The sequence below is a fragment of the Enterobacter sp. Acro-832 genome, assembly GCF_011752745.1.
GTDB classification, from domain to species: Bacteria; Pseudomonadota; Gammaproteobacteria; order Enterobacterales; family Enterobacteriaceae; genus Enterobacter; species Enterobacter quasiroggenkampii.
Window position 1 is genome coordinate 76,622 of record NZ_VWWX01000005.1, and the last position, 13,249, is coordinate 89,870.

Here is a 13,249-nt window from a genome sequence, read left to right on the forward strand (position 1 = left end):
CAGGTTTTCGTGTGGTGACGTGTTGTACACAGCAACAGCCATAACAACAAGAAGGAAGCATTATGTTTAAGTCTTTTTTCCCAAAGCCGGGGCCTTTTTTCCTGTCGGCATTTATTTGGGCACTGATCGCTGTCATTTTCTGGCAGGCGGGCGGCGGCGCATGGCTGACGCGCATCACGGGGGCGACAGGCGAGGTGCCGATTAGCGCAGCGCGCTTCTGGTCGCTCAGCTTTATCGTATTTTATGCCTACTACACGGTATGTGTGGGGCTGTTTGCGCTCTTCTGGTTCAAGTATTCTCCGCATCGTTGGCAGTTTTGGTCGATTTTGGGATCTGCACTGATCATTTTCGTTACCTGGTTCATGGTGGAAGTGAGCGTTGCAATTAATGCATGGTATGCACCCTTCTACGATTTGATCCAAAAAGCGCTAAGCGCCCCGAATAAGGTTCCGATTGGTGAACTCTATGCCAGTCTCGTTAGTTTTACCGGCATTGCCATGATTGCAGTAACAGTGGCAGTGCTGAACAATTTCTTCGTTAGCCATTACGTTTTCCGTTGGCGTACAGCTATGAACGAATATTACATGGCAAATTGGCAACGACTGCGGCACATCGAAGGTGCTGCACAGCGTGTGCAGGAAGACACCATGCGTTTTGCCTCAACGCTGGAGGACATGGGGGTCAGCTTGCTTAATGCTGTGATGAAACTTATCGCTTTTTTACCGATTCTGATTGCACTTTCACCCCATGTGCCTGAACTTCCAGTTGTTGGTCATTTACCCTATGGTTTGGTTATTGCGGCACTGGTTTGGTCTCTTATGGGAACGGGGCTTCTTGCTGTGGTGGGGATCAAATTGCCGGGGTTACAATTTAAAAATCAGCGCGTGGAAGCGGCTTACCGTAAAGAACTTGTTTACGGTGAGGATGACCCATCACGAGCTGCGCCACCAACGGTAAAAGAGTTATTTCAGAACGTCCGTTTTAACTACTTTAAGCTCTACTTCCACTACATGTATTTCAACATAGCTCGTATTTTATATCTTCAGGCCGATACTGTTTTTGGAATAGTCCTGTTGTTCCCGTCAATTGTTGCAGGGACAATTACCCTGGGACTGATGACCCAAATTACTAACGTTTTCGATCAGGTCAGAAGTTCATTCCAGTACCTGATCAGCTCCTGGACCACGCTGGTGGAACTGATGTCCATCTACAAACGTCTGCGCAGCTTTGAACGCGAGCTGGACGATCGTGACCTGCAGGAAGTCACTAACACATTTAGCTAATACAGGACGTTGCTATGCCTTTTGCCGTACCGCGCGCGTTACCGTTGACCATTCTGGCCGCTTTTGTGCTGGCAGGCTGTGCCGAAAAGGGGGCCGCTCCGCTCAAAAAGGGCGAGAAGCCCGTTGATGTGGCGAGCGTTGTGCGGCAGAAAATGCCCGCCAGCGTGAAAGATCGCAATGCGTGGGCAGACGCGCTGGCAAAAACCTTTGAAAGCCAAAAGATCGCGCCGACCGAGGAGAACATCTGTTCGGTGCTGGCGGTGGCACAGCAGGAGTCGATGTACCAGTCAGATCCGGCTGTGCCGGGGCTGAATAAAATCGCCTGGAAAGAGATCGACCGCCGCGCGGAGTCCATGCATATCCCGGTGTTCCTCGTGCATACCGCGCTTAAAATCACCTCGCCGAACGGCAAAAGCTACAGCGAACGGCTGGATACGGTGAAAACCGAAAAACAGCTTAGCGCCATCTTTGATGATTTCATCAGCATGGTCCCAATGGGGCAGAAGCTGTTTGGCTCACTGAATCCGGTCCATACCGGTGGCCCAATGCAGGTAAGCATCGCGTTCGCGGAGAAACACACCGACGGCTATCCGTGGAAAATCGACGGTACGGTGCGCCAGGAGGTCTTCTCCCTGCGCGGCGGACTGTGGTTCGGCACGTATCACCTGCTGAACTACCCGGCGAACTACGATGAGCCGCTGTACCGCTTTGCCGACTTTAACGCCGGCTGGTATGCCAGCCGTAATGCGGCATTCCAGAGTGCGGTCAGCCGCGCAAGTGGCGTTAAGCTGGCGCTTGACGGCGATCTCATCGCTTACGGCAGCAGCGAGGCGGGAAGCACCGAGCTTGCCGTACGGAAATTATCGACAACGCTTGGCTTGAGCAACAGCGACATTCGCCGCCAGCTTGAGAAAGGCGACAGCCTGGCCTTTGAGAAAACGGATCTGTACAAGAAGGTGTTTGCGCTTGCAGAGCAGAAAAGCGGGAAAACGTTACCGAGGGCTATCCTGCCGGGTATTCAGCTGGAAAGCCCGAAGATCACGCGTAACCTGACCACCGCGTGGTTCGCAAAACGCGTGGACGATCGCCGGGCTCGCTGTATGGGGCTTTAACGGCGGCGGCGAAAACGCAGCACTAATGCCACAACGCCCAGAATCATACATCCCGCGAGGAAGGGAATCAGGCCGAACAGGGTGCTGACGCCAAAGCCAATCTCAACTCGCGGGCGTCCGTTATCCTGCACCTGCATCAGGTGTTCATAAACGCCAGGCGCATGGACCAGCATATTGAGCAGCTGCGAGCCAGCCCAGAAGCAGAACAGGACAAAAAGGGCATACGCGATATTACCCGCCGTGGAGGTTTTTGGTTTTCCGCCAAAAATCGGTTTCGACAATGTAAAGTCAGCCATGATGACCTCCGGATAAATCGCTCTGTTAATACGCTTCGTACAGGGTGAGTTTGACAGGTCATCGCATTTGTCAATATCAGAATCGTGGTAATTTACGCGACGGAATCCTCCTGGATTGTTGATTTCTGCAGCACGTCACAATTTATTAACTTAAGTGAAACTGCGTCGCGTTTCAGAATTTCCGTATCTGCCACAGACCTGGTCGTAAAACTGTGAGAGGATGTCTTTTTTTCCTGCCGGAGTTGTTATGAAGCTCACGTCCAAACTACGCCGTGACTGGCACTACTACGCCTTCGCTATCGGGCTGATCTTTATTCTTAACGGTGTCGTGGGCCTGCTGGGGTTTGAGGCAAAAGGCTGGCAAACCTATGCCGTTGGGCTGGTGACCTGGGTTATCAGTTTCTGGCTGGCGGGGTTGATTATCCGCCGCCGTCCTGAAGAGACGACAGCGGATGAGGCAGAGTCGGCGAAGGGCGCCGATTAACCGTTTACGGAACTTTTAAGCGCGCTGTCGGCGGCGTGACGCTCCAGCGCGAGTTCGATCAGGCGGGTGATCAATTCCGGGTAGCTCAGGCCGCTCGCCTGCCACAGCTTCGGATACATGCTGATGTTAGTGAACCCCGGCAGCGTGTTAATTTCATTGATCACCACCTCGTTTTCCGCCGTCAGGAACACATCCACGCGCGCCATGCCGCAGCAACCGAGCGTCTGATAAGCGCGAATGGCGATCGCCCGGATCTTATCGTTAACCGCCGGATCGAGATCCGCAGGCACGACAACCTGCGCGCCTTTATCATCAATGTATTTGGTGTCGTACGAGTAGAAGTCGCTGTTTAACACCACTTCGCCGCAGGTGCTCGCCTGTGGAAAATCGTTGCCCAGCACGGCGCACTCAATTTCACGGCCTTTGATGCCCTGCTCAACCACCACTTTATGGTCGAACTCAAACGCCAGTCGGACGGCTTGTGTGAACTCAGCTTCGCTGGTCACTTTGCTGACGCCCACGGAGGAGCCCTGGTTTGCAGGCTTCACAAACAGCGGCAGACCCAGCTCTCCGCTAATTTGCGCGAAGGTGTGTTTGTCGCGGTTGGCGCGGGTGAGCGTAACGAACGGGGCAATATTCAGCCCGGCATCGCGCAGCAGGCGTTTGGTCACGTCTTTGTCCATGCAGGCGGCAGAGCCGAGGACATCCGAGCCGACGAACGGCAGGTTGGCCATGCGCAGCATTCCCTGCAGGGAACCATCTTCCCCCAGGGTACCGTGAACGATAGGGAAGACGACGTCGATCTGGGCGAGAGCCTGTGCATTGCCGGCGTCGATAAGCTGCCCCTTCACGACGCCGGGTACGGTGGCGACGCTCACTTCTGAAGGATTCAGGGCGATGTGTGCCGGATCGTGAGCATTGAGCAGATACTGGCTGGCATCGTTAACGTGCCACTGGCCCTGTTTATCAATGCCCAGCAGCACCACGTCGAAACGGCTTTTATCGATCGCATCAACGATATTTTTAGCCGATTGCAATGACACTTCGTGCTCCGCTGATTTTCCCCCAAAGACAATACCTACGCGCTGCTTAGCCATCTCACTCTCTTCCAGTCTGACGAAAAGCCAATAACATACCACGATGCCCTGCGTGTTTCGCGGCCTTCTGCCATAATGTTTTGGGGAATGTTGAGGGGGGAGAGTGAGAGGAAAAACGCTGCTGACCGGATTTATCATTTTGACCATCGCAACGCTGGGTTACCGCTGGTTGCCGCCTTACTACAACCCTTTCACGCCGCTGACGCTTGACGATCCGCCAGGCCGAATCACTCAGTATAAGCTTCGGCGTTTAACTCCCGAGGCGTGCGCGAGCCTGCTGTTACAGGCTAATCAAAGCGATCTCATCCGCACCCAGCCGGTAGCGGACAGCGGCGGCGCGTGTCCCCTTAACAACGTCGTGCGCGTGCGTGACTTCGGCCCTGTCGGCCTGAACAGCAGCTTTCTTGCCAGCTGTCCGCTGGCGCTCAGCTCAGCCCTCTTTATCAGCCAGCAGGCCCGGCCGCTAACAAAACGCTATACGGGCAGTGAGCTCGCGCGTATCGACCATCTTGGCAGCTTTGCCTGCCGCAATATTTATCACCGCCCTGACGCGCGCCGCAGTGAACATGCCACGGCGGAGGCGCTGGATATTGCCGCTTTTCGTCTGGCGAACGGTGAACGCGTCACGGTGCTGAATGGCTGGAAGGCGACAACAACGCAGCCCTGGCTGAAGGCCATGCTGGCGGCGAGCTGTGGCTACTACGGGAACGGCCTGGGGCCGGAGTATAACGCGGCGCATGCTAACCATTTTCATCTGGGAATGCGCGGTTTTGGCCTCTGCCGATAAAGCATAATATTCCGCCAGAAAATGGATGAATTGTGACTTATTTCACAAATATGATGACTGGGAAGATAAAACACCAAAGTCTGTCAGGCCGCATCTCTGGTGCGACGTTGACACGCGTAACTTGCTAATCTGTCGGCGAATTCGCCTAAAAATGAAGACTATTTCGTTATGGAATCCTGGAAAGTTAATCTTATCTCGGTCTGGTTCGGTTGCTTCTTTACCGGGCTGGCCATCAGCCAGATTTTACCGTTCCTGCCGCTGTACGTGTCGCAGCTGGGGGTGACCTCGCATGAAGCGCTTTCCATGTGGTCCGGTCTGACGTTCAGCGTCACGTTTCTGGTCTCCGCCATTGTGTCACCGATGTGGGGCAGCCTGGCAGATCGAAAAGGCCGTAAACTGATGCTGCTGCGCGCCTCGCTCGGGATGGCGATTGCCATTCTGCTGCAGGCCTTCGCCACCAACGTCTGGCAGCTGTTTTTCCTGCGGGCGGTGATGGGGTTGACGTCCGGGTATATTCCAAACGCCATGGCGCTGGTCGCCTCTCAGGTGCCGCGCGAGCGAAGCGGCTGGGCGCTGAGTACGCTCTCCACGGCACAGATCAGCGGCGTCATCGGCGGGCCGCTACTGGGGGGCTTTCTGGCGGATCACGTCGGGCTGCGCGCGGTATTTATTATCACCGCGATCCTGCTGGTGGTCAGTTTTCTGGTCACGCTCTTTCTGATTAAAGAAGGGGGGCGCCCGGTTATCAGTAAATCTGAACGCCTCAGCGGCAAGGCCGTTTTCGCCTCGCTGCCTTATCCGGGGCTGATGATTAGCCTGTTTGTGACCACCATGGTGATCCAGCTCTGCAACGGTTCGGTCGGTCCGATTCTGGCGCTGTTTATCAAGTCGATGGAGCCGGATAGCACGAATATCGCTTTTCTGAGCGGCATGATTGCCGCCGTGCCGGGCGTATCCGCCCTGATTTCCGCGCCGCGTCTGGGTAAACTGGGGGACAGGATCGGCACGGCGCGCATCCTGATGGCGACGCTGATCTTTGCGGTGGTGCTCTTCTTCGCGATGTCGTTTGTCACTTCTCCGCTTCAGCTTGGCATATTGCGATTTCTGCTCGGCTTTGCTGACGGCGCCATGTTGCCTGCGGTACAGACCCTGCTGGTCAAATATTCCAGCGACCAGGTGACGGGGCGAATTTTTGGATATAACCAGTCATTTATGTATCTGGGGAATGTTGCCGGTCCGCTTATTGGCGCATCCGTTTCCGCAATGGCCGGTTTTCGTTGGGTATTTGCAGCGACAGCGATTGTTGTTTTAATCAATATTATCCAGCTGGCTATTGCGCTGCGACGCCGCAGACAAATGGCGGAGGCCAAATCGGCGAGATAACACTTTAGTAGATGTATTATATATTCTTATGGTAGCCGCATTTTTATATAACAAAATGCGGCGTCTTTTTATAGAAAAACGTTTCGCTCACGGCGCTACCTCTTTATTTTTGTTCCTGTGTCACTTTTGCATACCATAATTAATTTCTTCTCTTTGCAATAGGGATTCAGAGTGATAACGTCAGACAAAACTGAAAAGGAACTGGCACGATGAAAAACCTCATTGCTGAATTGCTGGTCAAGCTGGCACAAAAGGAAGAAGAGTCAAAAGAGCTGGTGGCTCAGGTCGAAGCGCTAGAGATTGTGGTCACCGCTTTGCTGCGACAAATGGCGAAAACCGATCAGCAGGCGTTGATTGAGAGCGTGGAAGGCGCGCTGGAGAGCGTCAGGCCTGAATCGCAGGTACCGGTTGAGGATGCGGAGATGCTCCACCAGTACGTAAAGAAGCTGTTAAGGCATCCGCGCAGCTAAACCGTCACAGGACGTAACGACGTGTCATAGAATTGTCATGCAGGATGCCTATAGTCGCTCTGTTTTTATTTTTATGTATTTGTACATGGAGAAAATAAATTGAAACAGAGCGCACTTTTCATTGCATTACTTCCCCTGTTAATTACCCCTGCCATTTATGCAGATACGACGCAAACCAGCGTGCTGGATAATCGTGCGGCAAAAGGGGATATCACCCAGCCTGGCGGCGCGCGCCGTTTATCAGAAGATCAAACGGCCGCTATTCGCGCTTCGCTGAATGAGAAGCCGGCAAAAAATATTATTCTGCTGATTGGCGATGGAATGGGCGATTCCGAAATCACGGCGGCGCGAAATTATGCCGAGGGAGCGGGCGGCTTTTTTAAAGGTATCGATGCCTTACCGCTGACCGGACAATATACCCACTACGCGCTGGATAAAAAAACCGGTAAACCGGATTACGTAACGGATTCCGCGGCCTCTGCCACGGCGTGGTCCACCGGCGTGAAAACCTATAATGGTGCGCTGGGCGTGGATATTCACGAACACGATCATCAAACCCTTCTGGAGATGGCAAAAGCGGCGGGCCTGGCGACCGGCAACGTCTCCACCGCTGAACTTCAGGATGCGACGCCTGCGGCGCTGGTGGCACACGTCACCTCGCGTAAGTGCTACGGCCCGTCAGTGACCAGCGAAAAATGCCCTACAAATGCGCTGGAAAAAGGCGGGAAAGGCTCGATTACGGAACAACTGCTGAACGCACGTCCTGACGTGACGCTGGGCGGCGGCGCGAAAACCTTCGCGGAAACCGCGACGGCGGGCGAATGGCAGGGCAAAACGCTGCGCGAGCAGGCGCAGGCTCGTGGCTATCAGTTGGTGAGTGACGCAAATGCTCTGGCGGCGATAAGCGAGGCGAACCAGGACAAGCCGCTGCTGGGGCTGTTCTCCGACGGCAACATGCCCGTGCGCTGGGAAGGTCCAAAAGCCTCGTATCACGGCAATATCGATAAGCCTGCGGTGACCTGTACGCCAAACCCGAAACGCACGGACAGCGTACCAACGCTGGCGGCGATGACCGATAAAGCGATCTCTCTGCTGAGCAAGAGCGAAAAAGGGTTCTTCCTGCAGGTAGAAGGCGCGTCAATCGATAAGCAGGATCATGCGGCAAATCCGTGCGGTCAGATTGGCGAAACCGTCGATCTGGACGAAGCGGTGCAGAAGGCGCTCGCGTTCGCGAAAAAAGACGGTAACACCCTGGTGATCGTCACCGCGGACCACGCGCACGCCAGCCAGATCATTCCGCCAGATACCAAAGCCCCTGGCCTGACGCAGGCGCTGAACACCAAAGATGGTGCCGTCATGGTGATGAGCTACGGTAACTCTGAAGAAGAGTCCATGGAGCACACGGGCACCCAGTTGCGCATTGCCGCCTACGGCCCGCACGCGGCAAACGTGGTAGGCCTGACGGATCAAACGGATCTGTTCTACACCATGAAGGCGGCGCTGGGTCTGAAATGATAAAAATCCCGGCGGAAATCACATCTGCCGGGTGGTTTTTTTCCTGTCACGAACCAGACTTACAGGGAATGTTCACAAAAGGATGGTGCAATGAAAACAACATTACTGGTTACTCTGCTCTCCGGCCTGTTCCTGGTCGCCTCGGCGAACGCGGAAGAGAAAACGTTAACGCCGCAGCAGCAGCGTATGACCACCTGTAATCAACAGGCGACGTCTCAGAGTCTGAAGGGCGATGCTCGCAAGACCTACATGAGCGACTGCCTCAAAAACGGCGCCTCGAAGCCAACTGAAAAAAGCCTGACGCCTCAGCAGCAAAAGATGCGCGAGTGTAATGCCAAGGCCACCGAACAGTCTCTGAAAGGGGATGACCGCAGCAAGTTCATGAGTGCCTGCCTGAAGAAAAAAGTGTAGTTCGAACGGGTGAGCGGCTCCGGCGGCTCACCCGAAATTTCATACTTTCCCCGCAGACCCCCTCTCTATAATTTGGGAAAATGTTTCAGAATATTCCCAAAAATGATGAATGATGAAACGTATTACAACAAAAAGCGCATTCGGGAAGAGTGGAATTTAACCCTTTCTCAGGATGACCCTCACCGCGCTGGCATTCAGTTTGCCCGGCGGGTTCGGCTGGCGCGCGCCGTGGGGCTGGCAGTGATGTTTTTCCCGGTTGCAGGAATGCTGGTCACCCATTTTTTACCCGGCGGCTGGTGGCTTTTACTGGTCGGTTGGGCGTTCGTCTGGCCCCATTTCGCCTGGCAGTTATCCTGCCGGGCCGCGTCACCTCATCAGCAGGAAGTATTCAATCTTAAGATCGATGCCATCATTGCCGGGCTCTGGATCGGCGTGATGGGGATGAGCGCGTTACCCACGGCGGCGCTGGTGATGATGGTAGGGATGAACATGATGGGCTCCGGGGGCTGTCGTCTGTTTATTCCGGGGATCCTGTTGACCCTGCTCTCCGCGCTGGTGACGCTGCCGCTTGTCGGCCGCGTGGCCGTCTTTAACCCCGACCCGGTGGAGTGGGGCTTAACGCTGCCGGTGCTGGTGCTTTATCCCATGCTGTTTGCCTGGCTCAGCCACCGCACCGCCGTCAGGCTTGCTGAGCACAAGCAGCGGCTGGAAATGATGAGCACACGCGACGGCATGACAGGGGTCTTTAATCGACGCCACTGGGAAATGCTGCTGCGAAATGAATTTGAGCATTGCCGCCGTGACCACTGCACCGCCACGATTTTGCTGATTGATATCGACCACTTTAAAAATATCAACGATACCTGGGGGCACGCCGTGGGGGATGAGGCGATCATTGCCATCACGCGCCAGCTCCAGATGTCGGTGCGGTCAGGTGATGCCATCGGCCGGTTTGGCGGGGATGAGTTTGCGGTGATTATGTCGCAGACCGCGGCGGAAAGCGCGATCGCCGTGATGTCCCGGGTGCATGAGCGGCTGGAAACGCTGTCGCTACCGTGCGCGCCAAAAGAGGCGCTGCGCATCAGCGTAGGCGTTGCCCCCTGGGGACCGCAATTTGGACATTATCGGGAATGGTTAAAGGCGGCTGACGTGGCGCTGTACAGAGCGAAAAATGCCGGGCGCAGCCGCACCGAAGTGGCCGCCTGACGCCCGACTGAAGCAATCAGGATTTACTCAGCTTCTCTGATTTTTCCATGCATTTTGTCATGGCCTCAATGACGGCCGAGCGGAATCCGCGCTCTTCCAGCACCCGCACTGCTTCGATGGTGGTACCGCCAGGGGAGCAGACCATATCTTTCAGTTCACCCGGGTGTTTGCCGGTCTCCAGCACCATTTTGGCGGAGCCCATGACGGCCTGCGCGGCGAACTTATACGCCTGGGCGCGCGGCATTCCGCCAAGCACGGCGGCATCGGCCATCGCTTCTAAAAACATGAAGACATACGCAGGCGCAGAACCACTGACGCCGACTACCGGATGGATCATCGATTCGGCAATCACTTCTGCTTCACCGAAGCAGCGGAAAATGTTCAGTACATCCGCCACGTCTTCTGAGGTCACCAGGGCGTTAGGCGTGACGGAGGTCATGCCGGCGTTGACCAGTGAAGGGGTGTTTGGCATCGCACGGACGATTTTGCGGTCGTGGCCGAGCGCGCGCGCCAGCTGATCGAGCGTGACGCCCGCGGCAATCGACACCACCAGCGTCTCTTTATTCAGGCTGGAGGTAATGTCGCTCAGCACTTTGATCATGATGTTCGGCTTGACGGCGCCAAAGACGATATCGGCGACCTGGGCCACTTCCTGCGCGCTTTCGGCGGCGTTGATCCCGTACTGATCGCGCAACGCGGCGACCTTGTCCGGTGACGGGGTATAGACCCAAATCTGACCCGGCAACACCTGCCCGCTGGCGATCAGACCGCCAAGGATGGCTTTGCCCATGTTACCGCAGCCGATAAACCCGATTTTCTTGTCCATCACGATTCTCCGTCATTATGCGTTGTTTTCTCTGATTGATAGCTTAACAACGAAATGCAGGCGACAATAGTCGGCAGAGTTATTAAGGGGAGACAATATGGCGATTTGGGTTGATGCGGACGCGTGTCCGAATGTGATTAAAGAGATTTTATTTCGTGCCGCCGAGCGCGTTCAGATGCCGCTGACGCTAGTGGCGAACCAGAATATTCGCGTACCGCCTTCGCGCTTCATCCGCTCTTTACGCGTGCCGGCCGGGTTTGACGTAGCGGATAACGAAATTGTCCGCCTGTGCAGCGCTGAGGATCTGGTGATCACGGCGGACATTCCGCTGGCTGCCGAAGTGCTGGAGAAAGGGGCGGCGGCGCTCAATCCGCGCGGAGAGCGATACTCGCCGTCGACCATTCGCGAGAAGCTCACTATGCGCGATTTTATGGATACGATGCGGGCCAGCGGCGTGCAGACCGGTGGGCCGGATAGCCTGTCACAGCGCGATCGCCAGCAGTTTGCTGCCGAACTGGATAAATGGCTGCTGGAAGTGAAGCGCCGCACAGCGTAATGATAATTATTGTCAATTTGTGGTACAGTGTGGCCTCCACAGGGTTGTCATCCCGTACCGCTTTGCAGTAAAGTAATCGCAACATCTTCTGCAATTATTTCTTTACACTCTTCAGCCATCCGGCATCAAGGGGAACACCTGGCTATGACCCAACCCATCTTTTTAGTTGGCCCCCGCGGCTGTGGGAAAACCACCGTTGGCCTGGAGCTGGCACGTGTGTGTCATCGCCAGTTTGTGGATACCGACCACTGGCTGCAAACCGAGGCTGGAAAAACCATCGCTGAGATTGTTGAACAAGAGGGATGGGAAAGCTTTCGCGCGCGCGAAACGGCCACGCTGAAAGCGGTCACCACCCCGTCTGCGGTGATTGCGACCGGGGGTGGCATTGTTCTGGCGGAGTGTAATCGTCAGTTTATGCGCGAAAAGGGGATTGTGATTTATCTCAGCGCGCCGGTGTCGGCCCTGGTTGGGCGTCTGGAAGCCTTTCCGGAAGAGGGGCAACGCCCTGCGCTAACCTCCAGGCCGCTGAATGAAGAGGTGAGTGAAGTGCTGGCGGAACGCGATGCGTTATACCGCGAAGCGGCTCACCACGTGGTGGATGCGTCAGCCTCTCCCGAAGACGTTGTGATTCAGATTATTACCGCCCTGCGTTTGGCTTGTGCCAGCTAAGCGGCGTCTATACTTATAGCTCAGACATAAAAAAAGGATGAGCTATGCCAACCAGACCTCCCTATCCGCGTGAAGCGCGCATTGTTACCGTTGAAAAAGGCCATACGGGTCATACCGTGACCTGGTATCAACTGCGTGCCGATCACCCAAAACCGGACTCGCTGATCAGTGAACACGAGACTGAACAGGAAGCGCTGGATGCGAAACGGCGCTACGAAGATCCCGACATAACCTGAATGTTTTCCTAAACGCTCCAGGATCGTGCCTGAATCACACTTTTTACTCATCGTGAAAGTTAAGCAGGAGTTAATATTTAGTTATTACAAGTAACTCTGGTATCGGCAGGCGATCTTTACATTTCGATGTCGGGATCACCTGCTACGCTTGGTGCTGTTTTGTTGAAAAAATGAACTGTGCAGCGTAGTGAGCCTGTACCTGTGTGTGCACGATGTTGGAGTAATGGAAGGCGATAAAGATGAAGGCAACGTTGGCGATCCTCACCATTGGTGTGGTCCCTGTAAGCGAAGTGTTACCGCTCTTAACCGAGCATGTATCTGAACAACAGATAACGCATCTGAGCCTGCTGGGGAAGATGAGTCGGGAAGAGGTCATGGAGGACTACGCTGTCGAGGCGGGGGAGGATCCCCTGGCGACGTTATTAAGTGACGGTAAACTGGCGCATGTTTCGCGCCAGAAAATCGAGCGCTCGCTGCAGGGCGTAATAGAAGTGCTCGATAATCAGGGTTATGACGTTATTTTGCTGATGAGCACGGCCCCCATTAAGGGGCTCACGGCGCGCAATGCGATTCTGCTGGAACCGATGCGCATCATTCCGCCGCTGGTGGCCTCCATCGTGGATGGTCATCAGGTGGGGGTGATTGTCCCCATTGAGGAGCTCATGGATAACCAGGAGGCAAAATGGCACGTGCTGGAAAAAGTGCCCTTGTACGCGCTGGCCAATCCGTTCTGGGACAGTGAGGCCAAACTCATTGCTGCCGGTAAGGAACTGCTGGAAAGAGGGGCCGATGTCCTGATTCTGGACTGCCTGGGTTTCCACCAGCATCATCGTGATTTGCTGCAAAAAGCGCTGGATGTGCCGGTGCTGTTATCCAACGTTCTGATGGCTCGCCTGGCCTCGGAACTGCTCATGTAAT

General features: G+C 55.0%; 16 protein-coding genes. 13 read left to right on the forward strand and 3 right to left on the reverse strand.

Going from position 1 to position 13,249, the window contains the following annotated elements:
• The first annotated feature begins 62 nt into the window (after nt 1-62).
• Together sbmA and F3J31_RS17560 are read left to right on the forward strand one after the other, a co-directional pair.
• Complete coding sequence (gene sbmA, locus F3J31_RS17555) at nt 63-1,283, forward strand: peptide antibiotic transporter SbmA (protein ID WP_032646127.1); 1,221 nt, start codon at nt 63-65, stop codon at nt 1,281-1,283.
• A 14-nt stretch (nt 1,284-1,297) separates the two neighbouring features.
• Nucleotides 1,298-2,395: a DUF1615 domain-containing protein gene (locus F3J31_RS17560; RefSeq protein WP_032674238.1), complete on the forward strand. Its 1,098-nt coding sequence runs from the start codon at nt 1,298-1,300 to the stop codon at nt 2,393-2,395.
• On the opposite strand, the gene F3J31_RS17565 is transcribed toward F3J31_RS17560, so the two are convergent.
• Nucleotides 2,392-2,691: a DUF2755 family protein gene (locus tag F3J31_RS17565; protein WP_008503287.1), complete on the reverse strand. Its 300-nt coding sequence runs from the start codon at nt 2,689-2,691 to the stop codon at nt 2,392-2,394. The genes F3J31_RS17560 and F3J31_RS17565 overlap by 4 nt on opposite strands.
• 247 nt (nt 2,692-2,938) lie before the next feature.
• Between F3J31_RS17565 and F3J31_RS17570 the strand changes: the two genes are divergently transcribed.
• Nucleotides 2,939-3,175, forward strand: a complete 237-nt coding sequence (locus tag F3J31_RS17570; RefSeq protein WP_032656524.1) for a DUF2754 domain-containing protein — start codon at nt 2,939-2,941, stop codon at nt 3,173-3,175.
• On the opposite strand, the gene ddlA is transcribed toward F3J31_RS17570, so the two are convergent.
• Nucleotides 3,172-4,272, reverse strand: a complete 1,101-nt coding sequence (gene ddlA / locus F3J31_RS17575) for a D-alanine--D-alanine ligase (RefSeq protein WP_032674239.1) — start codon at nt 4,270-4,272, stop codon at nt 3,172-3,174. The genes F3J31_RS17570 and ddlA overlap by 4 nt on opposite strands.
• A gap of 103 nt (nt 4,273-4,375) precedes the next feature.
• Here ddlA and F3J31_RS17580 point away from each other — a divergent pair, with 103 nt between their 5' ends.
• From F3J31_RS17580 to adrA, 6 genes are all read left to right on the forward strand, one after another.
• Complete coding sequence (locus F3J31_RS17580; RefSeq protein WP_167214443.1) at nt 4,376-5,059, forward strand: extensin family protein; 684 nt, start codon at nt 4,376-4,378, stop codon at nt 5,057-5,059.
• Nucleotides 5,060-5,227: 168 nt separating this feature from the next.
• Nucleotides 5,228-6,442, forward strand: a complete 1,215-nt coding sequence (locus F3J31_RS17585) for a multidrug efflux MFS transporter (RefSeq protein ID WP_126534519.1) — start codon at nt 5,228-5,230, stop codon at nt 6,440-6,442.
• A gap of 209 nt (nt 6,443-6,651) precedes the next feature.
• Complete coding sequence (gene iraP / locus F3J31_RS17590) at nt 6,652-6,912, forward strand: anti-adapter protein IraP (RefSeq protein WP_023293178.1); 261 nt, start codon at nt 6,652-6,654, stop codon at nt 6,910-6,912.
• A 99-nt stretch (nt 6,913-7,011) separates the two neighbouring features.
• Nucleotides 7,012-8,427, forward strand: a complete 1,416-nt coding sequence (gene phoA, locus F3J31_RS17595; RefSeq protein WP_045909807.1) for an alkaline phosphatase — start codon at nt 7,012-7,014, stop codon at nt 8,425-8,427.
• 90 nt (nt 8,428-8,517) lie between these two features.
• On the forward strand, nt 8,518-8,838 hold the full coding sequence (psiF, locus tag F3J31_RS17600) for a phosphate starvation-inducible protein PsiF (RefSeq protein WP_167214446.1): 321 nt from the start codon (nt 8,518-8,520) through the stop codon (nt 8,836-8,838).
• Nucleotides 8,839-8,940: 102 nt separating this feature from the next.
• The gene (adrA, locus tag F3J31_RS17605) at nt 8,941-10,044 is read left to right on the forward strand and encodes a diguanylate cyclase AdrA (RefSeq protein WP_167214449.1); all 1,104 of its coding nucleotides are present in this window, start codon (nt 8,941-8,943) and stop codon (nt 10,042-10,044) included.
• 16 nt (nt 10,045-10,060) lie between these two features.
• Here adrA and proC read toward each other — a convergent pair whose 3' ends face one another.
• Nucleotides 10,061-10,870, reverse strand: a complete 810-nt coding sequence (gene proC, locus F3J31_RS17610; protein ID WP_032656527.1) for a pyrroline-5-carboxylate reductase — start codon at nt 10,868-10,870, stop codon at nt 10,061-10,063.
• A 97-nt stretch (nt 10,871-10,967) separates the two neighbouring features.
• Here proC and F3J31_RS17615 point away from each other — a divergent pair, with 97 nt between their 5' ends.
• The 4 genes from F3J31_RS17615 to F3J31_RS17630 all read left to right on the forward strand — a co-directional run bounded on the left by F3J31_RS17615 (nt 10,968) and on the right by F3J31_RS17630 (nt 13,248).
• The gene (locus tag F3J31_RS17615) at nt 10,968-11,426 is read left to right on the forward strand and encodes a YaiI/YqxD family protein (protein ID WP_010428006.1); all 459 of its coding nucleotides are present in this window, start codon (nt 10,968-10,970) and stop codon (nt 11,424-11,426) included.
• A 144-nt stretch (nt 11,427-11,570) separates the two neighbouring features.
• Nucleotides 11,571-12,095: a shikimate kinase AroL gene (gene aroL / locus F3J31_RS17620; protein WP_045909805.1), complete on the forward strand. Its 525-nt coding sequence runs from the start codon at nt 11,571-11,573 to the stop codon at nt 12,093-12,095.
• Nucleotides 12,096-12,139: 44 nt separating this feature from the next.
• A complete protein-coding gene (gene yaiA, locus F3J31_RS17625; protein WP_023334675.1) occupies nt 12,140-12,331 on the forward strand; it encodes a protein YaiA in 192 nt (63 codons plus the stop codon).
• A 239-nt stretch (nt 12,332-12,570) separates the two neighbouring features.
• Entirely contained in the window at nt 12,571-13,248 is a 678-nt protein-coding gene (locus F3J31_RS17630) for an AroM family protein (protein WP_008503271.1), read from the forward strand.
• Nucleotide 13,249: the final 1 nt, after the last annotated feature.

Coding starts and splice junctions, on each gene's coding strand:
- aroL (WP_045909805.1), top strand. CDS start 11,571: ATGACCCAACCCATCTTTTTAGTTGGCCCCCGCGGCTGTGGGAAAACC.
- F3J31_RS17565 (WP_008503287.1), bottom strand. CDS start 2,691: ATGGCTGACTTTACATTGTCGAAACCGATTTTTGGCGGAAAACCAAAA.
- F3J31_RS17560 (WP_032674238.1), top strand. CDS start 1,298: ATGCCTTTTGCCGTACCGCGCGCGTTACCGTTGACCATTCTGGCCGCT.
- sbmA (WP_032646127.1), top strand. CDS start 63: ATGTTTAAGTCTTTTTTCCCAAAGCCGGGGCCTTTTTTCCTGTCGGCA.
- ddlA (WP_032674239.1), bottom strand. CDS start 4,272: ATGGCTAAGCAGCGCGTAGGTATTGTCTTTGGGGGAAAATCAGCGGAG.
- yaiA (WP_023334675.1), top strand. CDS start 12,140: ATGCCAACCAGACCTCCCTATCCGCGTGAAGCGCGCATTGTTACCGTT.
- iraP (WP_023293178.1), top strand. CDS start 6,652: ATGAAAAACCTCATTGCTGAATTGCTGGTCAAGCTGGCACAAAAGGAA.
- psiF (WP_167214446.1), top strand. CDS start 8,518: ATGAAAACAACATTACTGGTTACTCTGCTCTCCGGCCTGTTCCTGGTC.
- F3J31_RS17615 (WP_010428006.1), top strand. CDS start 10,968: ATGGCGATTTGGGTTGATGCGGACGCGTGTCCGAATGTGATTAAAGAG.
- adrA (WP_167214449.1), top strand. CDS start 8,941: ATGATGAATGATGAAACGTATTACAACAAAAAGCGCATTCGGGAAGAG.
- proC (WP_032656527.1), bottom strand. CDS start 10,870: ATGGACAAGAAAATCGGGTTTATCGGCTGCGGTAACATGGGCAAAGCC.
- F3J31_RS17585 (WP_126534519.1), top strand. CDS start 5,228: ATGGAATCCTGGAAAGTTAATCTTATCTCGGTCTGGTTCGGTTGCTTC.
- F3J31_RS17630 (WP_008503271.1), top strand. CDS start 12,571: ATGAAGGCAACGTTGGCGATCCTCACCATTGGTGTGGTCCCTGTAAGC.
- F3J31_RS17570 (WP_032656524.1), top strand. CDS start 2,939: ATGAAGCTCACGTCCAAACTACGCCGTGACTGGCACTACTACGCCTTC.